This is a genomic window from Cutibacterium avidum 44067 (genome assembly GCF_000367205.1).
Lineage (GTDB): Bacteria > Actinomycetota > Actinomycetes > Propionibacteriales > Propionibacteriaceae > Cutibacterium > Cutibacterium avidum.
The window spans coordinates 1,671,187-1,694,829 of record NC_021064.1 but is presented as its reverse complement, the minus strand read 5'-3'; the positions used below and the strand labels follow the sequence as shown (position 1 = coordinate 1,694,829).

Annotated in this window: 23 protein-coding genes and 1 pseudogene; 10 read left to right on the top strand and 14 right to left on the bottom strand. The window is 64.2% G+C overall.

The annotated features are described in order from the left end of the window. The first annotated feature begins 55 nt into the window (after positions 1–55). Positions 56–1,537: a S8 family peptidase gene (locus PALO_RS07745; protein WP_015583098.1), complete on the top strand. Its 1,482-nt coding sequence runs from the start codon at positions 56–58 to the stop codon at positions 1,535–1,537. Positions 1,538–1,611: 74 nt separating this feature from the next. On the opposite strand, the gene PALO_RS07740 is transcribed toward PALO_RS07745, so the two are convergent. The 9 genes and pseudogenes from PALO_RS07740 to PALO_RS07700 form a co-directional block, all read right to left on the bottom strand. Further along, the gene (locus PALO_RS07740) at positions 1,612–1,827 is read right to left on the bottom strand and encodes an RNA-binding S4 domain-containing protein (RefSeq protein WP_041710095.1); all 216 of its coding nucleotides are present in this window, start codon (positions 1,825–1,827) and stop codon (positions 1,612–1,614) included. A 45-nt stretch (positions 1,828–1,872) separates the two neighbouring features. Next, entirely contained in the window at positions 1,873–2,634 is a 762-nt protein-coding gene (locus PALO_RS07735) for an amino acid ABC transporter ATP-binding protein (RefSeq protein ID WP_036902312.1), read from the bottom strand. A 35-nt stretch (positions 2,635–2,669) separates the two neighbouring features. Next, entirely contained in the window at positions 2,670–3,392 is a 723-nt protein-coding gene (locus tag PALO_RS07730; protein WP_231097300.1) for an amino acid ABC transporter permease, read from the bottom strand. Positions 3,393–3,640: 248 nt separating this feature from the next. Next, positions 3,641–4,567 carry an ABC transporter substrate-binding protein gene (locus PALO_RS07725; protein ID WP_015583094.1) on the bottom strand — a complete coding sequence of 309 codons (927 nt, stop codon included), beginning with the start codon at positions 4,565–4,567 and terminating at the stop codon, positions 3,641–3,643. Between the two features lie 969 nt (positions 4,568–5,536). Next, a pseudogene (locus PALO_RS07720) lies at positions 5,537–6,502 on the bottom strand (esterase-like activity of phytase family protein); the annotation flags it as partial. A gap of 129 nt (positions 6,503–6,631) precedes the next feature. Beyond that, entirely contained in the window at positions 6,632–7,486 is an 855-nt protein-coding gene (locus PALO_RS07715) for a metal ABC transporter permease (RefSeq protein ID WP_015583092.1), read from the bottom strand. A 1-nt stretch (position 7,487) separates the two neighbouring features. After that, positions 7,488–8,342, bottom strand: coding sequence for a metal ABC transporter ATP-binding protein (locus tag PALO_RS07710; protein WP_015583091.1), 855 nt, complete (start codon positions 8,340–8,342; stop codon positions 7,488–7,490). A gap of 5 nt (positions 8,343–8,347) precedes the next feature. Further along, a complete protein-coding gene (locus PALO_RS07705) occupies positions 8,348–9,280 on the bottom strand; it encodes a metal ABC transporter solute-binding protein, Zn/Mn family (protein ID WP_015583090.1) in 933 nt (310 codons plus the stop codon). A 241-nt stretch (positions 9,281–9,521) separates the two neighbouring features. Next, on the bottom strand, positions 9,522–10,571 hold the full coding sequence (locus PALO_RS07700) for an alcohol dehydrogenase catalytic domain-containing protein (RefSeq protein ID WP_015583089.1): 1,050 nt from the start codon (positions 10,569–10,571) through the stop codon (positions 9,522–9,524). Between the two features lie 126 nt (positions 10,572–10,697). Between PALO_RS07700 and PALO_RS07695 the strand changes: the two genes are divergently transcribed. Beyond that, positions 10,698–12,395 (top strand): dihydroxyacetone kinase family protein, encoded by a 1,698-nt coding sequence (locus PALO_RS07695; RefSeq protein ID WP_015583088.1) that lies wholly within the window; start codon positions 10,698–10,700, stop codon positions 12,393–12,395. Between the two features lies 1 nt (position 12,396). Here PALO_RS07695 and PALO_RS07690 read toward each other — a convergent pair whose 3' ends face one another. Continuing rightward, on the bottom strand, positions 12,397–12,900 hold the full coding sequence (locus PALO_RS07690; protein ID WP_004811941.1) for a phosphoribosyltransferase: 504 nt from the start codon (positions 12,898–12,900) through the stop codon (positions 12,397–12,399). Between the two features lie 138 nt (positions 12,901–13,038). Next, the gene (locus tag PALO_RS07685; protein WP_004811940.1) at positions 13,039–13,536 is read right to left on the bottom strand and encodes a GNAT family N-acetyltransferase; all 498 of its coding nucleotides are present in this window, start codon (positions 13,534–13,536) and stop codon (positions 13,039–13,041) included. Between PALO_RS07685 and PALO_RS13025 the strand changes: the two genes are divergently transcribed. From PALO_RS13025 to dapC, 5 genes are all read left to right on the top strand, one after another. Further along, positions 13,535–13,660: a hypothetical protein gene (locus tag PALO_RS13025; RefSeq protein ID WP_259902970.1), complete on the top strand. Its 126-nt coding sequence runs from the start codon at positions 13,535–13,537 to the stop codon at positions 13,658–13,660. The genes PALO_RS07685 and PALO_RS13025 overlap by 2 nt on opposite strands. A 178-nt stretch (positions 13,661–13,838) precedes the next feature. Continuing rightward, positions 13,839–15,383 (top strand): Re/Si-specific NAD(P)(+) transhydrogenase subunit alpha, encoded by a 1,545-nt coding sequence (locus PALO_RS07680; RefSeq protein WP_015583087.1) that lies wholly within the window; start codon positions 13,839–13,841, stop codon positions 15,381–15,383. Between the two features lie 3 nt (positions 15,384–15,386). After that, entirely contained in the window at positions 15,387–16,808 is a 1,422-nt protein-coding gene (locus tag PALO_RS07675; RefSeq protein WP_004811937.1) for an NAD(P)(+) transhydrogenase (Re/Si-specific) subunit beta, read from the top strand. Positions 16,809–16,956: 148 nt separating this feature from the next. Beyond that, positions 16,957–17,277 (top strand): ferredoxin, encoded by a 321-nt coding sequence (fdxA, locus tag PALO_RS07670; RefSeq protein WP_015583085.1) that lies wholly within the window; start codon positions 16,957–16,959, stop codon positions 17,275–17,277. Further along, the gene (dapC, locus tag PALO_RS07665) at positions 17,274–18,383 is read left to right on the top strand and encodes a succinyldiaminopimelate transaminase (RefSeq protein ID WP_015583084.1); all 1,110 of its coding nucleotides are present in this window, start codon (positions 17,274–17,276) and stop codon (positions 18,381–18,383) included. The genes fdxA and dapC overlap by 4 nt, the downstream gene beginning before the upstream one ends. A 3-nt stretch (positions 18,384–18,386) precedes the next feature. Here dapC and PALO_RS07660 read toward each other — a convergent pair whose 3' ends face one another. Together PALO_RS07660 and dapD are read right to left on the bottom strand one after the other, a co-directional pair. Then, positions 18,387–19,334 (bottom strand): hypothetical protein, encoded by a 948-nt coding sequence (locus tag PALO_RS07660; RefSeq protein WP_023033345.1) that lies wholly within the window; start codon positions 19,332–19,334, stop codon positions 18,387–18,389. Between the two features lies 1 nt (position 19,335). Then, the gene (dapD, locus tag PALO_RS07655; RefSeq protein WP_015583082.1) at positions 19,336–20,298 is read right to left on the bottom strand and encodes a 2,3,4,5-tetrahydropyridine-2,6-dicarboxylate N-succinyltransferase; all 963 of its coding nucleotides are present in this window, start codon (positions 20,296–20,298) and stop codon (positions 19,336–19,338) included. Between the two features lie 415 nt (positions 20,299–20,713). On the opposite strand from dapD, the gene dapE reads away from it, so the two are divergent. Genes dapE through PALO_RS11680 form a run of 3 tightly spaced genes read left to right on the top strand, consistent with a single transcriptional unit; the run spans position 20,714 to position 22,324 of the window. Continuing rightward, complete coding sequence (dapE, locus tag PALO_RS07650; RefSeq protein WP_023032483.1) at positions 20,714–21,811, top strand: succinyl-diaminopimelate desuccinylase; 1,098 nt, start codon at positions 20,714–20,716, stop codon at positions 21,809–21,811. Further along, complete coding sequence (locus PALO_RS07645) at positions 21,811–22,116, top strand: DivIVA domain-containing protein (RefSeq protein WP_004811929.1); 306 nt, start codon at positions 21,811–21,813, stop codon at positions 22,114–22,116. The genes dapE and PALO_RS07645 overlap by 1 nt, the downstream gene beginning before the upstream one ends. Positions 22,117–22,156: 40 nt before the next feature. Further along, on the top strand, positions 22,157–22,324 hold the full coding sequence (locus PALO_RS11680; protein ID WP_004811928.1) for a DUF3117 domain-containing protein: 168 nt from the start codon (positions 22,157–22,159) through the stop codon (positions 22,322–22,324). A gap of 83 nt (positions 22,325–22,407) precedes the next feature. On the opposite strand, the gene glgA is transcribed toward PALO_RS11680, so the two are convergent. Next, positions 22,408–23,595 (bottom strand): glycogen synthase, encoded by a 1,188-nt coding sequence (gene glgA / locus PALO_RS07640; protein WP_015583081.1) that lies wholly within the window; start codon positions 23,593–23,595, stop codon positions 22,408–22,410. Positions 23,596–23,643 lie beyond the last annotated feature (48 nt).

Sequence of the window (23,643 nt, the reverse complement as noted above, 5' to 3'; positions counted from 1 at the left end):
TGACCCCTTGCCACCTTAGGTTCATTCCACCTTCAACAAACTGAGAGGAATGGACATGGCATCACGTCGTACGTCAACCTTGCTGCTTTGTGCGATCACTGGCGCATCCCTTGCCGCGGCCGCCGTCCCCTGCAACGCCGCTCCTGGTTTCACCACCTCACCGCTGCGCACTTCCGCATCCGCGCAGACCACCAGCGGCTTCGTCGTCCATTTCAAGGACAACTCGACTTCCGCTCAGGGTGTGTCTCGTGCGGCTCGTACCAGTTCCGCCATGTGGGCGAGCTCGACGTCCCTGCGAGGAGTCGTCGATCATGCCGCCAAGGCACGTGGTGCCCGTGTGACGGCTTCCCTGGCTCGAGCCAATGACTCGATGTCGGTTCAGGTCTCCAAGGGTCTCGACGAGAAGTCCGCCAAGGCCTTCATGTCGGAGATTGAGAGCAACCCCGAGGTGGCGTCCGTCGAACCGGTCATCCACATGACGATCAACGAGCAGACCGGCAAGAAGGTTCGCACCACTGCAGCGGCGTCCGCCCCGAACGACGAGTACTGGAACCGTCAGTGGGGCCTGAACTCCGAGAAGGGCATCGACGCCCCGGGAGCGTGGTCGACCAGCACCGGTTCCGGGGTGACGGTGGCCGTCATCGACTCCGGCATCACCCAGCATCCTGACCTGGCTGGCAAGATCCTGCCGGGTTACGACTTCATCTCTGACGGTCGCATTGCGGGTGACGGAGACGGCCGAGACAACGATCCTTCCGACGAAGGCGACTGGACCCTCGCCGGTCAGTGCGGACCCCGCGCCCGCGACTCGTCCTGGCACGGCAGCCACGTTGCCGGAATTATCGGGGCTTCGACGAATAACGGCAGGGGAATCGCTGGTGCCGCCCCTAACTCCAAGGTCCTTCCGGTGCGCGCTCTGGGACACTGCGGTGGAACTGACGCCGACATCGCTGACGCCATCACCTGGTCCTCGGGTGGCCAGGTTCCGGGCGTTCCCACCAACACCCACCCGGCCAAGGTCATCAACATGAGCCTGGGTGGCCCGAGCTCCTACTGCCCGACGAGCTACCAGCGCGCCATTGACAACGCCAGGTCTCGTGGTGCCACGATCGTTGTCGCCGCTGGTAACGAGTCGATGGATGCCAGCCGTTCGACCCCCGGTAACTGCCGTGGCGTCATCGTCGTGGGAGCGACCGGCCAGACTGGCGCCCAGTCCTACTTCTCGAACTACGGTCCGACCGTTGACGTCTCCGCTCCCGGTGGCGACGACCGCACCGGTGATCTGATCCTGTCGACGGTCAACAGTGGCACGAAGACCCCGAAGTCCCCAGCCTACGGTTACATGGAGGGCACCTCGCAGGCCACCCCGCACGTGGCTGCGATCGCCGCCCTCATGCTGTCCACCAACCCGAACCTCACCCCGTCTCAGGTTGAGTCGATCCTCAAGCAGTCGGTGAAGCCGGCTCGCTGCTATTCAGGATGTGGGACCGGCATCGTCGATGCCCGCAAGGCTGTTCAGACAGCCAGATACGCCTGATCCTCAGCGTCCACTGAGAACAGAACGTGGCCCGGACCATGTGGTCCGGGCCACGTGCCGTGTTGGAGGCGTGATCACCAAAGGACGTCGGGTTCAGTGAGGTCGACAGTCTCGGTGACGGTCTGGCCGCCGCTGGTCACGGTCACCTCGTCGCCGGGGTGAAGCTGGCGTCCGCGTCGGGTCTCGGCTTCTCCATTGACGGTGACCTTCCCCGACGCGATGAGTTCGCGAGCCTGGCCACCGGTGTCGGCGAGGTTGGCGAACTTGAGGTACTGGCCGAGCCGGATCATCTGGTCGTCATGCACATGGTCAGTGTGGCACCTGGCCCCGACACCTCACAGCACGGAGTTGATGAATCCCTGCAGCCGCTCCGACTTCGGGTGATTGATGACGTCATCGGGAGAACCGGCCTCGACGACGACGCCGCCGTCCATGAAGACGACGTGGTCGGCGACCTCGCGGGCAAATCCCATCTCGTGGGTGACGACGATCATCGTCATGCCCTCGCGGGCGAGGTCCTTGAGGACGCTGAGCACCTCCCCGACGAGTTCGGGGTCGAGGGCTGAGGTTGGCTCGTCGAAGAGCATGAGTTCGGGTTTCATGGCCATCGCACGTGCGATGGCGACGCGCTGCTGCTGGCCGCCGGAAAGTTCGGCGGGGTAGTGGTCGGCGCGGTCAGCCATGCCAACTCGCTCCAACAAGGACACGGCCAGCGGCTCGGCCTCTTCCTTGGACAAGCCCGATACCTTGATCGGCGCTTCCATGACGTTGCCCAGGGCGGTCATGTGAGGAAAGAGATTGAACCGTTGGAAGACCATGCCGACTCGTGCCCGCTGGGCGGCGATTTCCTTGTCGGAAAGCCGCTTGAGGCGTCCGTCCGGCAAGGGATCGTGCTCGTAGCCCACGCGCTCGCCGCCGACCCAGATCTCACCGGCCTCGAAGGTCTCCAACTGGTTGATGCATCGCAACAACGTGGACTTTCCAGAGCCTGAGGGGCCGAGAAGGACGCACACTTCGCCAGGGGCGACGTCGAGGTCGATTCCCTTGAGGATGTGGAGCGGTCCGAACTCCTTGTGCAATCCCTTGATGCGCACCATCGGCTCGGTGCGTGCAGACTCTGCTGCGGATGTGCTCACTGCTCGACCTCCAGGGCGATGTTCTTGTGCGTGGTGCCGGCTGCCTGGATGGCGGCCTGGCGTCGCAGTCGCTTCGACGAGGACTTTCCGTTGAAACCACGTCCAAAGTACTGCTCGAGGAAATGCTGCCCGATCATGAGGACACTCGTCATGACGAGGTACCAGAAGGCGGCGACGATGAGCAGCGGAATCGGCGCGTAGATGCGGTTGGCGATGGCGTTCGTGGCGTACTGCAGGTCGAGGGTGAAGGGCACGGCCAACACGAGGGAGGTCGTCTTGAGCATGCCGATGGTCTCGTTGCCCAGCGGCGGAATGATCACCCTCATGGCCTGGGGGATGATGATGCGGCGCATGATGAGGGACGGCTTCATGCCCAGGGCCTTCGCCGCCTCGGTCTGGCCGGCGTCGACCGACTCCAGCCCGGAGCGGATGATCTCGGCCAGATAGGCGCCCTCGTTGAGGCCCAGGCCGAGGATCGCGGCCGCCAGGGCGGTGACGACCTTCGTGGTCTCGACGCTGGCCAGTTGCGGACCGCCGAAAGGCACCCCGAAGGACAGGGTGGGGTACAGCACGGCGAGCAGTCCCCAGAAGACCAACTGGGTGTATACCGGGACGCCACGGAAGACGAAGATGTAGGCCCAGGAGACGCCGCGTAGCACCGGATTGCGCGATTGCCGCATGATGGCCATGAGCAGGGCCACGGCCGTTCCCAGCAGCATCGCTGCGAAGGTCAGCAGGATGGTGTAGCCGATGCCGGTGATGATCTTGACGTCACGCAGGTACAGCCACACCACCGACCACTGGTAGTTGGGGTTCGTGACGAGCCCGTGGACGAACATCAGTACCAGGAGGGCGACGATGACAGCCGCAACCCAGGTGCCCGGATGAGCGACGTCGCGGGCCCGGATGCGATTCGGGATGTTGGCGTGGTGGTTGGCCACCGTAAATGCCTTTCAGTTAGGTGTGATCACGACTCAGGGTTGATTTGGGACGTCTTGACCAGACCGTCCTCGGTGCCCCATGAGGCCAGCAGCTTCTTCATGGTTCCGTCGTCGATGAGCTTCTGGGTTGCGGCCTGGATGGCCTTCGAGAGTCCGCCGTCATTCTTGGCGGTGACGACGCCGAGCTTGGAGGCGTCAGTAATTCCTCCGAGAGCCTCGAGTTGGGAGGTCTGCTTGATGGCGTAGGCGGTGATGACCGAGTCGGCGTAGAGGACGTCAGCCTTGCCACCGACGACGTTCGTCGTGGCATCGGACTGGGACTCGTAGGACAGCAGGTCAATGGGTTTCTTGCCGGCCTTGGTGCACTCTTTCAACTTCTGCTGGGCTGCAGTCTCCTGGGCAGTACCGGTCTGCACCGCCACGGAGTGTCCGCACAGGTCGTCCGGGGAGACTTTCTTGGGGTTTCCCTTCGGGACGGCCATCGAGAACCCGGCCTTGAAGTAGGTGGTCATGGTGACCTGCTTCTGACGCTCCGGGGTGGTGGTGAAGGAGGAGACGCTGACGTCGTACTTGGAGCCGATCGCTGGTATGAGGGTGGGGAAGGCCGCATTGGCGGTCGTCACCTTGAGCCCCATGAGCTTGCCGACGGCGGTGATGTAGTCGACGTCGTAGCCCACGACGGTTGACCCGTCAGTATCGATGAACTCGGCGGGTGCGTAATTGGCGGCTGCGCCGTTGCGAAGGGTGCCGGATTTCTTGATGTCGTCGGGAACCATCGCGGCGATGGTGGGGTCAGTCTTGATGGAGTCGATGATCTGGGCATTCGACGCAGTATCGGCCTTGCTGGAGTCCGCCTTGGGGGTCTCAGACTCCTCGGAAGCGTAGGTGCATCCGCTGACGGCAAGGGCAACAACGGCCAGGGTGGCACCGGCGGCGTGGCGCAGAGTTTTCATGTGGTGTTCCTTCGCTGCTGCGGCGCCGGGTGACACCGCGAGGTAAATAATTATGCACTACGGGGCATAAACACAAATTGGCGCGCCTTTGGGTACGCAAGAACAAGCGCCCGGACGAATCGTCCGGGCGCTTGGCGTGGGGGATCAGGCTCCGGTGTGCGGCAGACCGCTACCGGCGTGGGTAGTCGAGGCTGACGTGCCCGGTGCCGTTGCGTTAGCTGCAGTGGTGTTGGGCGCAGTGCTGTTGGGCGCGGCGGGGCTCGACGAGGCGGCGCTCGGGGCGGGCGTGATCGGAGTCGTCGGGGCTGACGGGCCCGCCTTCACCGTGACCGAGGCAACCGTGGACTCGGCCAAGGACAGGGTCACCTCGTGGTCACCAGCAGCCAGGGCTGACACGTCGAGAGATCCCGAACCGTTGGCGTCGGTCATCAAGGTACCGACCTTGGTGCCGTCAACAGCCACGTCGTAGCCGGTGTCAGGTTCGAGGTTCTTGCCGTTCACGACATTGCCGTCAGCGGTGAACTCAGCTTTACGGTATGCCGGACCGCGCAGGTCGGCGGGCAGGGAGTTCATGCGCACCTTCAGTGACTCGCCGATGTCCTGGCGGGACTCGTCCGTGCCGAAGTGCTTGGAGACGAGCTGGAAGGGGTTCTTGGATCCCTTGACGATGCCGTTGATGCCGAAGTCGGAGTCGTTCGACAGCGCGACGGTCGCTCCGCCGTGGGTCACTGCGACCCCTTCGACCTTGTCGTGGGGGAAGGTGTTGCCGGACGGGTCAGCGGTCCACACCAGCTTGGTGACGTCGAGGTACAGCTCACCAATGGCTGGTTTGACGCCGTGGGAGGTGAGGATCTCGGTGGCCTTCGTCTCGTCATTCTTGGCGGCCTTGTCAGCCGAGACGAGACCCTCGAGGGATTTGCCCTCGACGAGCAGACCGCCTTTCTCGGCGTCGTAAGTCGCTCCCGGCACGGACTTCTCGTCATTGATGTTGGTGGCCTTGGACAGGTCGATCTTGTAGAGACGCTTGAAGGTGTCCTTGCCCGGGTCGCCGTCGCGCTCGTCGACAAGCAGGGTGTGGTTGCCCAGGGCAGTGATCTCGGAGACCGACGTCTTGGCCTCGCTCAGACGCAGCTGGTACAGGTACTGGCCGGTGGTCTTTCCGCTCTCGACATCGATGGTGACGATGCGCACGAAGGGGACCTTCTTGGAGCTGCCCGTCAGGTCCGGGGTCTCCAGCGCCGACTGCATGATGCCGACCAAGGTCTTTCCGTCCGGGGTCAGGGTGAGCCCTTCCATGCCACGGTTCGGGGTGCGGAAGGCCAGTTCGCGGGGGAGGGTGCCGTCGAAGGGCTTGAGGCGGGAGATCTCGTGGCCCTGGGCGTCGAAATGGACGACATAGGGGCCGTATTCGTCGGAGACCCAGAAGGTGCCGTCAGGGGCGACGACGAGCCCCTCCGAGTCGATGCCGGCCGTCGACGGCGCGATCGTTTTGCCGTTGATGTCGACGATCGTCTCACCGGTGGAGGCCTCCGGATTGACGGCACCGTTCATCGGTGTGCCGTCCTTGGTCACCAGACCAATCCTCTTGACGGGGTCCAAGTGGCCGTTGACCAGACGGAACTTGGCAATCGAGGGCTGGAACTTGACCGGCTCGATCTTCTCGTTGTCGGCATCGGAGTCAGTGTTCGGGCCGCGGTCGGTCAGACCGTAGTAGACGTCGTCAGGATCGCCGCTGCGATGGGCAAAGGCCGAACCGAATCCGCTGTCGGTGATCTTGACGCCATTCGGCGCGGTGGACAGCACCGGAGCCCCTCCGGTGTACACCTCGATGGCGTCCGTGATCGGTCCGGCGGAAGCAACCCCTGGTGCCAGCGGGCAGATCAGGGCAGCGGCACAGGCGGTGGCGGCCAGGCCTCGGGTCAGGTGGCGATGCATGAATCATCCTCTCAACGGCGTATCGCACCAGTTCACAGTGCCCAGTTGACATCCCGGTGACGTCGAGATGACAGCACAACGTCCTGTCGACAACAGTCGTCGACAGGACGTTGTGCGAGAAATGACGGTTCAGGAGACCCGACGGCTCCAACCGCGGCGCTGACGAATCGCGCCGAGGACAAGGCACACCAGATAGATGAGGAAGCTCACCGTCGTCACGTAGGGGCTGATCGGCAAGCCGGGCCCCAGGGACAGCAGGATGCCGCCCACCGCGGAGACCGTCGCGAAGATGATCGACAGCAGGGACATGGCCAGCGGATGTGCCGTCACCTTGGCGGCGGCGGCCGTCGGAGTGATGAGCAGGCTCAGCACCAGCAGGGCGCCGACGAGCTGCACAGCCATGGCCGTGGTCAGACCGAGAAGTAGCATGAAGACAATTGAGAGGAACCGCATCGGAACCCCGCGAGCCTTGGCTGCCTCGGGATCCACTGACGCGAAGAACAGTGGTCTCCATATGATGGCCAGACATACCGCGACGAAGATCGAGACGACGACCAGCGTGCCCAGCTCGGTGGTGTCGACGGCGACGATCTGTCCGGTCAGCAGGCCGAACTTGTTGGACGATCTTCCCTTGTAGAGGCTCAGGAAGAGCACACCGATTCCCATGCCGAAGGGCAGCATGATGCCGATGGAGGCGTTGCGCTCGGCGGCCTTGACGCCCAACAGACCCAGGATGAGGGCAGCCACCAGAGATCCGACGACGGCCCCTCTGGTGACCGATGCACCGAAGAACAGGGCCACTGCGGCACCCGCGAAGGAGAGCTCCGAGGTGCCGTGAATCGCGAAGGCCAGGTCGCGGGCATGGACCATCGGTCCGATGAGGCCTGCCAGAACCCCGAGGATGATTCCGGCAATGATCGAGCCGTGGACCAGGGGAACGAGCTGGCTGAAGCTGTCGAAGTTGATGATGGTGGAGAAATCCATGTCAGACCATCTCCTCGCCCTCGGCGATCTGCGGGCCGTGCAGATGCGACGGTCTCTCGTCGTCGGCCAGCACGATGATCCGGTCGTCATGACGGAAGACCTCGACGGGGGACCCGTAGAGATCGGTGAGGACCTCAGAACGCAGCACCTCGTCGGTGGTGCCGACGCGAACCTTGCCGCCAGCGACGTACACCACCCGATCGACATAGGGCAGAACCGGGTTGATTTCGTGGGTGACGAAGAGCACCCCGAGATTTCGGGTCCGACGTGCAGTGTCGATGAGCTTGGTGACCTCCTGCTGGTGGCGCAGGTCAAGGCTGGACAACGGCTCATCGCACAGCAACAACTCAGGGTCGGTGACGAGGGCTTGGGCGATGCGCAGGCGCTGCTGCTCACCACCGGAGGTCATCGTCAGCGGGGCGTCGGCGAAGGCGGTGGCACCCACGGAGGCGATGGCCTCGTCAATGCGACGACGTCGAGAGCGGCTGAACAAGCCGAATCCCCACTTGTGACCGTCGATCCCCATGCCCACCAGATCGCGGCCGCGAATCGGGGCCGTCGTCTCCAAGGAGCGTTGCTGCGGGATGTAACCGATGTGGGTCGAGCCACGACGCACCGGCCGGCCGGCCACCATGGCGGTGCCGGCCGTCAGCGGAGTCTGCCCGAGCAGGACCCTCAGCAGGGTGGTCTTTCCCACCCCGTTGGGTCCCAGAACGGCGATGAACTCGCCGGGTTCCACGACGAGATCGAGCCCCGACCACAGCACCCGGTCCCCGAAGGCGACCTTGGCGCTGGTGAGTCTGGCAGGATCGATCCTCGTGGTCGCCCCGGAGCTGTCAGAGCAATGTGAGGCCACAAGTGTCAGGCCAGGCCATTGTCAATGTCGGTGATGGCCTTGCCGATGAAGTCCTGGTAGGTGTCGACACCCTTCGGGAAGGTTTCCCACACGCCGACCTGCTTGATCCCGGCGCCCTTGGCAGCCTTCTGCAGCTCCTTGGTGACGGCGTCACTGGTCTGGCCGTTGACGAGGAGGATGGAGGCCTTCTTGGCAGCGATCAGCTTGGTGGTCTCGTGGACGACCTTGGTCGACGGGCCGGCCTCGGTCTCGGACTGCTCGACGAACTCCTCAGGGGTGATGTTCTTGACCTTCATGTCTTCGAGCAGGTAGCCGACCACCGGCTCGGTGGCAATGGCGGTGCTGTTCGGGTGCTTCTCACCGACCTTGGCGGCGTGGGCCTTGAGGTCATCCAGCTTGGACTCGAAGTCCTTGAGGTTCGACTCGAAGGCGGCCTTGTTGTCCGGGGAGGCCTTGGCCAGATCGGACTCGACTACCTTGGCAACCTTGCGAGCACTGTCGATCGAGAAGAAGACGTGCTCGTTGAACTCCTCCTGACCGGGCTTCTTGAGGCCGGAGGTCTCGACGGCGTCGATGAGGGTGGCCTTGGAAGCGGTGCTCTTGACGAGCTTCGGAGCCCAGTCGTCGTAGCCGCCACCGTTGGCAATGGCGATCTTGGCCTTCGAGAAGGCGAGCTTGTCCTTGGCGGTGGCCTCGTAGTCGTGCGGGTCCTGATCGGGGCTGTCGATGACGGAGTGGACGTTGACCTTGTCCCCACCGATGGCCTCGGCGACCGAGCCCCAGACGTTGGTCGAGGCGACGACGTCAACCTTGTCCGTCGCAGCGGCGGCGGAGGACGCACCCGAGGCGGAGGAGCCGGAATCAGAGTTGCCGGAGCAACCAACCATTCCCAGGGCACAGGCGCTGACGGTTGCAATGGCCAGAAGGCGACGATGCATGTGGTGTTCCCTTTCCAGTTCGCAAGTGAGAACCATTGTCGTCTCCGTATTGTGAATTAACAAGGCAGGGTGACCAAAGAAACAGCCAATGCACAGCCTCAACGGAGGGCATAAATCGCCTCAGGGCTGGCACCCTTCCTGCGTGAGCAGCCAGTCCCGGTGACGGCTCGCCGATTCGGCAACCCTGGCACCAGCCTCTCTCCTGGGGTCCTCTCCCGGTGAAGCTGCGAGGTGATGCGGCTCAGCGCCGGGGGTCGATCGCGATCTTCACCCCGGCGTGGCTGCGCACCGCGTCGACGGCCTCGGTCCACTGGGACAGGCCGAAGGTGTGGGTGACGATCGGGATTTCGTCGATGTCCCCGTGTCCCAGCATCTCGACTGCCCGGTGGACCTCCGCGCGACGGGCGTTCGATCCTCCCGAGACGGTGAGCTCCTGGTAATGCACAGTATTGGGGGTGATTGTCGCCGTCGATCCCTTGGGGAAGCCGGCAAACCAGCTCACCCGTCCGCCGGGGGCGGCAAGGTCGAGGGACTGCTCGGCCAGTTCATTGCGTCCGATGGCGACGATGACGAGGTCGGCACCGAAACCGTCGGTGTGTTCGGCGACGACCTCGACCAAGTGGTCGGGGGAGGTCGTCACGGCTCCCATCGCAGCGGCCCGGTCGCGTCGGTCGGCGTGCTTCTCGCAGAGGATGACCTGTCCGGCTCCGCACGCCAGGTTGAGCTGGGCGTGAAGCAGGCCGATGGCCCCGCCGCCGATGATGACGACCGTCTCCCCAGGATTCACCCCGCCATGGCGACGGTGCCCGTTGAGAACGCAGGATAGGGGCTCGGCCAGAGCCAGCCGGTTGGCCGGCATCTCGGAAGCCACCGGGATGACGTTGCCGTGAGCGACGGCTCGGGCCGGCACACACAACCAGGGAGCCAGTCCACCGTCAATCCCGTAGCCGATGAGCTCGCAATGGCTGCACAGATGCTCGCGGCCTGCCAGGCAGGCTCGGCAGGTGCCGCAAGAGACGACGATGGAGACGGTCGCCTGCTGCCCGACGGTCAGTCCTTCCACTCCTTCGCCGAGGGAGGCGATCCGTCCGGCGATCTCGTGGCCGAGGGTGACGCCGGGGTGTACCCCGGTGGTCTTCTCACCGGAGATGATCCGTAGATCGGTGCCGCAAATCGTCGTCGCCTCGACGGCCAGGACCACTTCGCCGGGCTCCGGCTCGGGAATGGGTTTTTCGGCCAGCTGAACGTCTCCGGGGCCGTTGAGGACCAGTGCTGACATGGTGTGCGTCATGTGATCTCCTTCGTCGGCTCCAGTGTCCCATTTTCGGCACGCCGGGTGCGCTGTGGCGACATCAATTATCATGGGATGTGGGAATAACACCATCAACGATGATGAGATGACAGGAGAGTCCCAGCCATGACCCGACTCGTGAACAGCCCGGATGATTTTCCGTCCCAGGCAGTCGCTGGGCTCGCCAGCGCCTTCCCGAACCATCTGAGGCCGGTGTTCGGTGGAGTCGTTCGTGCCGCCCGCACCGATCACAAGGTCGCCCTCGTCGTGGGCGGTGGATCAGGTCACTACCCGGCTTTCGCCGGCTGGGTTGGCCCGGGATTCGCTGACGGTGCCGTCTGCGGCAACATCTTCTCCTCGCCCTCCGCCTCCCAGGCCTATTCAGTCTGCAAGGCGGCGGATCGGGGAGCTGGAGTCCTCATCGGATTCGGCAACTATGCCGGCGACGTCCTGCACTTCGGGCAAGCGGCCCAACGGTTGCGCAGCGAGGGCATCGACACCCGCTGTCTGCTCGTCACCGACGACATCGCCTCGGCTGGTCCGGGGGAGCACCTCAAACGTCGTGGCATCGCCGGAGATCTCCCGGTCTTCAAGGTGACAGCAGCTGCATGCGAGGAAGGCTGCGACATCGACGAGGTCGTCAAGGTCTTCGATCGCGTCAACGAACGTACCCGCTCCTTCGGAGTGGCCTTCGCAGGTTGTACCTTGCCGGGAGCTGACGAGCCGCTGTTCCGTGTCGAGCCGGGACAAGTGGGTGTCGGTATGGGTATTCATGGTGAGCCGGGTATTCATGACGAGGCACTCGGTACGGCCGACGACGTGGCCGCCATGCTCGTCGACGGCTTGCTGGCCGACCGCCCCGAGAACCCCGGAACCCGGGTCGTCCCGATCGTCAACGGCCTCGGATCCACCAAGTACGAGGAACTCTTCGTGCTGTGGAATGACATCAGCCGTCGTCTCGAGGCGGCTGGACTGACGATCGTCGATCCGCAGGTCGGGGAGTTCGTCACTAGTCTCGACATGGCAGGCGTCTCCCTGACCCTGGTGTGGCTCGACGAGGTCATCGAACCGCTGTGGCTGGCTGCGTGCGACACCCCCGCCTACCGTCGTGGGGCTGTCGGTCAGGTCGATCTCGACACCACTCCGCTGCCCCAGGAGGCAGAACACGTGTCGGTTGCCGCTACCGGATCGCAAGCGTCCCAGGACCTTGCCGACGTCGTCGTCAGGGGGTTGGAAGAAGTGGTGAAGACCTTGTCGGAGCGCGCCAATGAGCTCGGCCGACTCGACTCAGTGGCAGGTGACGGTGACCATGGCATCGGCATGACGCGTGGATCCCAGGCTGCACTCGCCGAGGCGAAGCGGGTGAGAGGAGACGGCGCCGGCGCGGCGACCACCCTCAACGCCGCCGGTTCAGCCTGGTCCGAGCAGGCTGGTGGTACCTCAGGTGCGTTGTGGGGAGCGGTGCTGACCGCATTCGGTGCGGTACTGGGTGACGAGGACCCGGCCAGCGACGACGCCATTCGGAAGGCTGCCCGCGCTGCCCTCGATGCCGTCACCAGGCTGGGCGGGGCGACGGTCGGCGACAAGACCATGGTTGACGCCATGGATCCCTTCGTGACGACCTTGGAATCGTCAGCGGATCCGTTGCTACAGGCGTGGGAATCAGCATGCCAGGCCGCGGAGAAAGGGACTCGGGCAACCTCTGAGATGACTGCCAAGGTCGGTCGAGCCCGCCCGTTGGGTGAGAAGTCCCTGGGCACGCCCGATCCGGGAGCGGTGTCCTTCCACGACGTGGTCGTCGCGGTCGGGTCGGTGCTGCCGTAAGTCAGCGCTGACCGACGGGAGGCTTCGCACTCCACGGGAACACGATCCACTTGTCAGTGGCCTTCCAGACGAAGTCCGGATTGATGACAGTGGTGGGCTTGGCGTAGAGCACAGCCGAGCGAACGTCGGCACCGAATCCGCGCAGCAGCTTGAGCACGAGTGCCAGGGTGCGGCCGGAATCGGCGACGTCGTCGACGACGAGGATTCGCTTGCCGCGGATGGAATCAGTGTCGAGCATCGGGGCCAGCAGCACCGGATCAGGCAGGGTCTCCTCGACATCGGTGTAGAACTCGACGTTGATGGCGTCAGTGAGCTTGACGCCAAGGGAGTAGGTGAGGGCTCCGCCCGGGATCATGCCGCCGCGAGCCACCGCGATCACGATCTCGGGATCGAAGCCCGAATTGTGGATCTGGGTGGCGAGTTCGTCGGTGGCGGCACCGAAGGTTTCCCAGGTGAGGATTTCCTTGCCCTCAAGGCCACTGGCGTCAGCATGGTAGGCGGTCATGGGCCAACACTAGCGACCTCGTGAATCCCATATCGGTTGTGTTCGAATACAGGCTGAAGGTGCGGACTCGACCGGAGGAGCCATCATGGTCAGCGTGGGCTGTCCACCCGCTCCCGTGACCGTCGAGGGGCTGGCTGATCAGCCCAGCACAAACTGCATGATGATCGCAGTGCGCCAGCTGTCCATCTTGTGTGCGATGTGAGGCAGCCGGCCCACCTCGGTGAATCCCATCGCGGAGTGGAATCCGAGACTGCCGACGTTGTCGGAGTCGATGACTGACACCAGGCTGTGCAGACCGTCGCGGCGAGCCTGCCGCATGAGTTCGGTCATGAGTTTGCGTCCGACCCCTCGACCGCGAGCAGGGGTGTCCAACCAGATCGACACCTCCGCGGTGACGTCGTATCCCTCACCGTCTCGGAAGTGATGGTAGGTCGCGTATCCGCCGAAAAGCCCGTCGACCTCCGCCACCAGGACCGGTCTGCCATCGTCGACCAGGTTGCGCCACCAGGTACGGCGGTCGGACACCTGTGAGTGGCTCACGGTGTATGAGGACGGGGTGCCCACTGCGTGGTCATTGTGGACACGCGTTGCCGCCGGCAGATCCTGTTCTTGCATCGCTCGGATGATGACGTCCATGACCGGAACAGTAACGAGCCTTGAGCGGGATTCCCGTTGGCTGTTTGCCCAGTGGGACGCCGCCATGAAGGTCACCGGCGTGCCCCCGCTCTCGGTGATTGCTGACAACCAGGAACGAGGTTGAAGGATGGCTGAGGAAACACCGCCGCAAGGCCCGCGTCAGGGGAACTGAGTCCAGTTTCACGACGGGGCGGGATGTTACCGCGGGTAGTGTCCCGTTTTTCTCATGGATGTGGGTGGACGTGGGGAAACGTGCAACCCCGGTGTCGTAGTCAGGGACGTTTGGCCGTAAAGTCACCATCATGATCATCGGAATCCCACGGGAGTCACTCCCGGGTGAGAATCGGGTCGCCGCGACTCCGACGACTGTTCCCGCCCTACTCAAACTCGGCTACGAGGTGGTCGTCGAGTCCGGAGCTGGCGAACACGCCGCTCTGCCTGACCACGCGTACGAAGAGGCCGGAGCCAGGATCGTCGGACTGGGGGAGGCGTGGAAGGCCGACCTCGTGCTGGCCGTCAATGAACCCACCGACGACCAGATCGCCCTCATGCGTTCCGGCGCTGTCCTCGTCACTTTCCTTCATCCGCGTCAGGATCTTGCCCTCACCGAGAAACTGGCTGCCGCCGGCATCACCGGTCTGAGTATGGACATGGTTCCGCGTATCTCGCGTGCTCAGTCCATGGATGCTCTGTCCTCGATGGCCAACATCTCGGGTTACCGGGCTGTCGTGGAGGCTGCATTCGCGTACGGTCGAACCTTTGGCGGCCAGGTCACGGCTGCTGGCAAGGTTGCGCCGGCCAAGGTCTTCGTCATCGGTACCGGTGTCGCCGGCCTGGCCGCGCTGGGTGCCGCCAACTCGATGGGGGCCGAGGTCTACGCCACCGACGTCCGTCCGGAGACCGCCGAGCAGGTGCAGTCGATGGGTGCCACTTTCCTGCACGTGCGCACCGGTGACTCCGATCAGGGCGTCAGCTCCGATGGCTACGCCAAGGAGGCCAGCGACGATTACAACGCCCGCGCTGCTGAGCTCTACATGGAGCAGGCGGGTAAGGATGACGTCATCATCACCACGGCCGCCATCCCGGGCAAGCCGTCCCCGAAGCTCATCACCGCCGAGATGGTCGCTGCCATGAAGCCCGGCAGCGTCATCGTCGACCTCGCTGCCCTGGGTGGTGGCAACTGTGAGCTCACCCGTCCAGGTGAGTCCTACGTCACCGACAACGGCGTGACGATCATCGGCTACACCGACCTGCCGTCCCGTCTGCCGGGTCAGGCCAGTCAGCTCTACGGCACCAACCTCGTCAACCTGCTGAAGCTGGCCACCCCCGAGAAGAACGGAGAGCTCGTCCTCAACTTCGACGACGAGGTCATCCGCACCATGACGGTGTGCCACGAGAGCCAGGTGGCGTTCCCGCCGCCACCGGTCCAGGTCGCTGCTGCTCCCCAGCCGGTCGCCAAGGCCGAAACCGAGACCCCGGTTGTCCCCGAGAAGAATCCGCGTCCGTGGCCCCAGACCTTCGGCATCGTCGCTGTGCTGTCGATCGCACTCATCGCCCTGCTGACCTTCTCCCCGACGGAGTTCGTCGCCCTCTTCGGCACCTTCGCGATCGCCGTGGTCGTCGGCTACTACGTGGTGTGGAACGTCACCCATGCCCTCCACACCCCGCTGATGAGTGTCACCAACGCCATCAGCGGCATCATCATCGTCGGTGCCATCACCCAGCTCGGCAGTGAATCGTGGGGTATCCGGATCGTCGCCGCGTTGACCGTGCTCATCGCCAGTATCAACATCTTCGGCGGTTTCACGGTCACCCAGCGCATGCTCAAGATGTTCAGGAAGGCCTGATCCATGACGTCAACACTTCTCATTGCCCCGATGGCCGGGTCGTTGGTGAACTTCGTCAACGCCTCCTTCATCATCTCGGGCCTGCTGTTCATCTTCGCCCTCGCTGGTCTGTCCAAGTTCGAAACCTCGAAGAAGGGGAACGCCTACGGCATTCTCGGCATGGTCATCGCGATCATCGCCACGATCGTCGCCCTGGTGAAGCTGCCCGGATACTCCCCGGTGTCCATGGTCCTGCTCTTCATCCCGATGCTCATCGGTGGCGCCTTCGGTGTGTGGAAGGCCCTCAAGGTCGAGATGACCGGGATGCCTGAGCTCATCGCTCAGCTGCACTCCTTCGTCGGTCTTGCTGCCGTTCTCATCGGTTTCAACGCCTTCGCCGAGGAGGGGACCGGTGCCAGCACCTTCCAGCTCTCCGAGATCTGGATCGGCATCTTCATCGGTGCTCTGACCTTCACCGGGTCCCTGGTGGCCTGGGGCAAGCTGTCGGGCAAGGTTCCTTCGAAGCCGCTGACCCTGCCCGGGCGCAACTGGATCAACCTCGGCCTGTTGGTCGTTATCATCGGCTGCGGCATCTGGTTCTCCAACGTTTCCGGAGGCATCGCCTGGCTGCCGCTGGTCCTCCTGACGCTGGCCTCCCTGTTCCTCGGCTTCCACCTGGTTGCTGCCATCGGTGGTGCTGACATGCCGGTCGTCATCTCGATGCTGAACAGCTACTCCGGTTGGGCAGCCGCCTTCTCCGGATTCAGCCTCCACATCCCGGTGCTCATCGTCACGGGCGCCCTGGTGGGCTTCTCCGGCGCCATCCTGTCCTACATCATGTGCAAGGCCATGAACCGCTCCTTCGTGTCGGTCATCCTGGGTGGCTTCGGCGATGCCCCGGCCGTTGAGGGTGACGGTCCGGACGGTGAGATAACCGAGATCAAGGCTGATGAGCTGGCCTCCCAGCTGTCCGACGCGTCCTCGGTCATCATCGCTCCCGGATACGGCATGGCCGTGGCCCAGGCCCAGTACCCGGTGGCCGAGCTGGCCAAGAAGCTGCGCGACAAGGGAGTGGACGTCAAGTTCGCGATCCACCCGGTCGCCGGTCGTCTGCCCGGCCACATGAACGTGCTGCTCGCCGAGGCCCATGTGCCTTACGACATCGTCATGGAGATGGACGAGATCAACGACGACTTCGCAGACGCCGACATCGTCCTGGTCATCGGAGCCAACGACACCGTCAACCCGGCCGCCATGGATCCTGGTACCCCGATCTCGGGCATGCCGGTTCTCCACGTGTGGGAGGGCCACGAGGTCGTCGTCTTCAAGCGGTCCATGAAGCCCGGTTACGCCGGCGTCGAGAACCCGCTGTTCTTCGCCGACAACACCCGGATGCTCTTCGGTGATGCCAAGGCCAGTGTTGATGCCTTGGTCGCCGCTCTCTGAGGCACGCTGACACCCTGATTCCGACGCCCATGACCGTCCGACGGTCATGGGCGTCGGTGCATCCCCGAAGACGGATGTCATGGCGCGGCACTATGATGACGGTGAATGTCTATCAGGCCCCTTGTCAGGGCCGGAACAAGGAGAAGACGTGAGCTACGTCATCGGTCTGCCCTGCGTGGACGTCAAGGATCGTGCCTGCGTCGAGGAGTGCCCCGTCGACTGCATCTACGAGGGTGAGCGCAGCCTCTACATCCATCCTGAGGAGTGCGTCGACTGCGGTGCATGTGAGCCCGTCTGCCCCGTCGAGGCCATCTACTACGAGGATGACCTGCCCGGCGATCAGGAGAAGTTCCTCGACATCAACGCCGAGTTCTTCAACGAGCTGGGTTCCCCGGGCGGTGCCGCCCGCCTCGGCCCGACCCACAAGGACCACCCGGCCGTCGAGGCCCTGCCCCCGCAGGGCGAATGAGTCGCCGTATCGTCTCAGCCAGTCTGCCCGCCTTCCCGTGGGACACCATCGCTGACGCCAAGGCCAAGGCACAGTCCCACCCCGGTGGCATCGTCGACCTGTCGGTGGGCACCCCGGTTGACCCGACTCCCCAGGTCGTCACCGAGGCCCTGACGGCGTTCAGCGACGCTCACGGTTACCCGCAGGTGTGGGGGACCCCTGCCCTGCGAGCCGGCATCCTGGACCACATGAAGCAGGTCTGGGGTGCGCCGGCACATCTCGACGAGAACAGCGTCCTGCCGGTCGTCGGAACCAAGGAATTGGTGGCCTCGCTGCCCAGCCAGCTTGGCTTGGGCCCGGACTCGAGGGTCGTCATTCCAGCCTGCGCCTACCCGACCTACCGGGTTGGTGCCCAGCTCGCCGGTGCCACCGTTCAGGCCGTTGACGAGCCCGATGAGGTCAAGGGCACCCCTGACCTCATCTGGATCAATTCGCCGGCCAACCCGTCGGGTCGCATCCTCGACCTCGACGAGATGAAGGCCTGGGTTGAACTAGCTCGCAGCACCGGAGCCGTGCTGGCCTCCGACGAGTGCTACGGCGAATTCGTCTGGGAAAGGAATTCCATCTCCGTCCTCGACGAAAGAGTCAACGGCGGTGACGTCACCGGTCTGCTCGCCTGTCTGTCGATGTCCAAGCGCTCGAACATGGCCGGATACCGTGCGGGCTTCGTCGTCGGTGACGCCGACCTCACCCAAGAGTTGCTCACCTTGCGCAAGCACTCCGGTCTCATGGTTCCGGCCCCGGTCGCCGAGGCCATGCAGGCTGCTCTGTCGGACCGATCCCACGTGTTGGAACAGGCGAAGCGCTACCAGCTGCGCCGGGACGTCCTCAAGCCCGCCCTCGAGCAGGCTGGTTTCCGGGTCGATCACTCCGAGGGATCTCTCTACCTGTGGGCGACTCATGGCGAGGACTGCCGAGCCACCCTGGACAGGCTGGCTGATCTGGGCATTCTCTGCTCACCAGGGGATTTCTACGTCGACGGTGGCTCCGACCACGTCCGCATTGGACTGACGGCCACTGACGAGAGGATCAACACCGCGGCCGAGAGGCTGTCCGAGTCTCACTGAGAGTCAGCTGCGGGCGGTGACGGTGCCGGTGACTCGGCCTGTTCCGCTGGCAGCAGGGCTCGCTGACGGGCCGGAGGCTGCACTCCATGAGGCGTGGTGCTCGGGGTCAGCACTCCAACTCGTCGTCGCGACGGTGGCGCGATCGATCGGCCCCAGATTCGTGCTCGCCATCGTCAAGGCCACCGCTGCCCGGGTCGAGACCAGGTCCGTGGCGGTGAAGGTCGCCGTCGCCCCTGTGGTCTGGATGGAGATCTTGGCGGCCATCCCCTTGCGCACCGTCTGGGTGAGCTTGTCAATCGTGGTCGTCTCGGAGGACCTGTTGACACACGACAAGGCCGAGGGGGAGTGGCCGGTCAGCGCTGACGCCCACGCCTGGGCCAGCGGCTCATGCTGGCGGTACGCCTCCGGGTATCCGGAGCGCTGCACCTGCTGGGCGGCGTCGTTGACGCTGATGTCCTTCCAGTTTCCGAACTTCACCAGCTCCTCATAGAACTTCCCGGAGGAGTACCACGGGTCCATGATCTGCTTGGAAGTTCCCCATCCCTGGGAGGGGCGCTGCTGGAAGAGACCCAAGGAGTCACGATCGCCATAGTCGATGTTGCGCAGCTTCGACTCCTGCATGGCGGTCGCCAGGGCGACGGTGGCTGCATGGGCCGACAGGCCGCGTCGAATCGACTCGGCAGTGATGATGGCGGCGTTCTGGGACTGTTCCAGGTCGAGGTCGTAAGACTGACCGGACACCGTCACCCGGCAACCCTCCGGCTCGACGGTGCCGAACGGGTCGACGGTCTTCCACACCTTGTAGCTTCCCCAGCCCAGCCCCGCCAGGATCGCCAACACCACGACGAGGGCAGCTATCGACCTGGCGGGATTGGTGGAACGGCGCCTGCGTCGACCCTGGGGTCGTCGCGTGGTGGCAGGGCGGGCCCGGTGGGATGAGGACTTCGTCATGTCAGTTCTGGTGCAGATCCGTGTTGAGCTCGATCTTGTGGTCGCCACGTCCGAGAGCCTTGACGACACCGGTCGTCGAGTCGCGGATGTAGAGGATGTCGTCGGCGCCGGACAGCTCCGAGGCCTTGACGACCTTGCCGTCGGGCAGGGTCACCTTGGTGCCGGCAGTGACGTAGAGGCCCGCCTCGACGACGCAGTTGTCGCCCAGGGAGATCCCGATTCCGGCCTCGGCGCCCAGCAGGCAGCCCTCTCCGATCGTCACCTGCTCCTTGCCGCCTCCTGACAGGGTCCCCATGATGGAGGCGCCGCCGCCGATGTCGGTGCCGTCACCGACGACGACACCCTGGCTGATGCGTCCCTCGACCATGGAGTGCCCCAGGGTGCCGGCATTGAAATTGACGAACCCCTCGTGCATGACGGTGGTTCCCTCGGCCAGATGGGCTCCCAGACGGACGCGATCGGCGTCACCAATGCGCACCCCGGTGGGAATGACGAAGTCGACCATGCGCGGGAACTTGTCGACGAGCAGGACGGTGAAGGGGGCATGGGCGATGCGCGCCTCCATGCGTGCCTTCTCCAGATCGGCCATCCGGATCGGGCCGATGGTCGTCCACGCGTTGTTGGGCAGCACACCGAAGATGCCGTCGAGGTTGATGGTGCGGGGCTGAGCCATGCGCGATGACAGCAGGTGCAGACGCAGGTAGGCGTCGGGGACGTCACCTGGTGCCTCGTCGAGATTGATGACGGTGCGCACCACCTCGGTGTGCACGTTGCGGATGGCGTCACGACCGGCTTCGGTGACCCGGTACAGGTCGTCAGGGACTTCGGATTCATCGGGGGCGCCCAGTTTGGGCTCGGGGTACCAGGTGTCCAGGACATCGCCGTCCTCATGGACGGTGGCCAGTCCCCAACCCCAGGCCTGACGGTCGGTCGGGGCGGTTTGTGAAGTCGTCGTCTGCGTCATGACCACGAGTCTAGTTGCAGGTTGGGACGACCTGACGGTGTCGGTGCCGTCACTAGGTTGAGCGGTCGTGGAAACGTGCCGCCCATGTCCTGGCCCTCCGAGAGATTCGTCATCAACGTGGACGATTCGCCCTCATCGTTGCCGTCATCGCGCTGATTGCGTACCTGGCTTTCTTCCTGGTATCTCTGGCGACCGGACTCGCCCACTCCATACCGCTCAGCCATCGATGATTGGGACGCCACGTCGGTGGCTCTCACGAACGGTTCCAATGAGTCGGTGACGGCCTCGTGCCTGTCGAGGGACCAGGTCGAGGTGGGGACCAGGACCTTTGCTGCGGGCAGCTGCCAAGTCCCTGTGGAACCGGCATCGAGGTGGTCGAGAGCCTGGTGCCAGACGGTTCAGTACAGTGAAGATCATGCAACTCGACCTCGCTGGTGACCTCCATGACCTGTTTCGCGACATCGTGGACATTCGCTCCGAAAGTCTCCATGAGGATCAGCTCGCCGATACCGTCGAGGAGTCCCTGCGAGGTTGTGGCCATCTGACGGTCACGAGGATCGGAAACTCGATCGTGGCGGCCACCAACCTGGGCCGGGATTCCCGTGTCCTCGTCGCTGGTCACCTGGACACCGTTCCGGTGGCTGACAATCTCCCCAGCCACGTCGAGACCCGCGACGACGGTGACTACCTGGTCGGCAGGGGAACCTGCGACATGAAGGGGGGAGTGGCCGTCGCACTGCATCTGGCAGCGACCCTGGCTGCGCCCAGCCGCGACGTCACCTGGGTGTTCTACGAAGCGGAGGAGATCGCCGCCGAACACAACGGGCTGCTCAAGGTGCGATCCCACGACGAGAGCTTGCTCGACTGCGACCTGGCCATCCTCATGGAGCCCACCGATGCCATCATCGAGGGAGGCTGTCAGGGGACGATGAGGTTCACCCTGACGACCGAGGGGCAGGCTGCCCATTCCGCCCGATCCTGGGCTGGCCACAATGCCATTCATGGCCTGTTGCCGATCCTCCAGATCCTGCAGGACTGGCAGGCTGACGGCGACCACCTCGTCGAGGTCGATGGGCTGACCTACCATGAAGGACTCAACGCGACGATGGTGCAGGGTGGACTGGCCGGCAACGTCGTCCCCCCAACTGCCACGGTCCAGATCAACTACCGGTTCGCCCCTGACAAGACCGCTCAGCAGGCCGAACAGATGATGCGCACCATGTTCGCCGACTGGACGATGGAGATCCTCGATCTGTCCTCCCCGGCGCGGCCGGGCCTCGACAAGCCGCTGGCTCGGTCCTTCGCCCGATCGGTCGGCACGACCCCGATGCCGAAATACGGCTGGACGGATGTGGCTCGGTTCTTCGAGATGGGACGTCCAGCCCTCAATTTCGGGCCTGGCGACGCGATGTACGCCCACAAGGCCGATGAGTGTTGCAAGTTGTCCAGCCTCGACGATTGCGCCCGAGCGCTGGAGTCATGGCTTCGTGAGCGTTCGGAAGGAGATCACTGATGGTGTGGGCGTTGTGTGGGCTTGTCATCGTCATCATCGGACTGGCGGTGCTGGCAGCTTCTGGCAAGTTCGGGCAGGTGCCGGCGGTCGTCGATGATCGTCCGGTCCCTGACCTGCCCGAGGGCGATCTGAGCGCCGATGACCTGCGTTCGGCCCACTTCGCGGTGGTGCCGAGAGGCTATTCCATGCGCCAGGTGGATCAGCTGCTCGACCGTATGGCAGCCCAGTTGGAGGCAGCCCAAAAGGAGGATTTCGCGGACACTGCGGAGTACACCACTGACGGAAAGGGCCCGGATACGGAATAATGGGGGTTGCACCACTGCCCAGTGATTGAGGAAGAGTGACATGGCAGCTATGAAGCCCCGTACCGGAGACGGTCCCATGGAGGTCACGAAGGAGGGCCGTGGCATCATCATGCGCGTTCCAGTCGAAGGTGGCGGTCGGCTGGTTGTTGAACTCAACGCTGACGAAGCCCAGGAACTGCTCGAGTGCCTCCAGGGTGTCGTTGGCTGACGCAGACGGCTGAGAGACGGTCGTGCCCGGCTCCGAGGAGCTGGGCACGACTGCATTCACACGACTGCATTCATACGGATCTCTCAGGCGTTGTGACGATTGATGGCAGCCTTGTAGACCTCAACGGTCTGCTCGGCGATCCGTGCCCAGGAGAACTCATCGATGCAGCGTTGACGACCAGCGGTTCCGAAGGCCTCGGCGCGCTCCGGATCGCGGGTGAGGTTGTTGATCGCTGCGGCGAAGGCCGACTCGAAGCCGGCCACCTGCTCGGGGGTCGAGGAGTCGGTCGGGACCCCACCGACCAGATGGCCAGTCGTCCCGTCGACGACGACCTCCGGAATGCCACCGACTCGGGAGGCGACCACCGGGGTGGCGCAGGCCATGGCCTCGAGATTGACGATGCCCAGCGGCTCGTAGACCGAGGGACATGCGAAGACCGTGGCGGCCGAGAGCACCTGACGGACCGACGGACGCGGCAGCATCTCCTCAACCCAGATGACCGGGGCCTTGCGGGAAGCCCGCACCTCGTCGAAAGCCGTCTTGAACTCCTCACCGATCTCGGGGGTGTCCGGCGCTCCTGCCAGCAGGACGAGCTGAGTGTCGGGATCGAGGTCGGCAGCGGCGCGCACCAGATGAATCAGACCCTTCTGACGGGTGATGCGTCCCACGAAGACCACCGACGGGCGCTCCGGATCCATGCCGATCTCGCGGCAGACGTCGGTCTCGGTGACGGGGTGGAACTCCCCGGTGTCCACGCCGTTGCGCACCACGTGTACCTTGTCCGGGTCGAGTTCCGGGTAGGCGCGCAGCACGTCCTTCCGCATACCATCTGAGACCGCGATGATGGCGTCGGCGGCATCGTAGGCCGTCTTCTCGGCCCATGAGGACAGCCGGTATCCGCCACCGAGTTGTTCGGCCTTCCACGGCCTGTCGGGTTCCAGGGAATGGGCGCTGATGACATGCGGGACGTCATGGAAGACGCCGGCCAGTAGACCAGCGAGATTGGCGTACCAGGTGTGGGAATGGACGAGATCGATCTCGTCAGGGATCGCATTGACCATGGACAGGTCAGCTCCGAAGGCCCGCAGCGCGCCGTTGGCGCCCTCCGGGTAGTTCTCGGCATGGGCGGTGGCTCCCTCGCGTGGCTCTCCCATGCACTGCACATCGACGTCGATGAGGTTGCGGAGATGGGGGACGAGTTGCGCGACGTGGACGCCGGCGCCTCCGTAGATGGTAGGAGGGTATTCGCGGGTCATGACGGACACGTACATGGCTTGATCGTCCCACAAAGACGGCGCCGACAGGTCAATAGGGTGGCC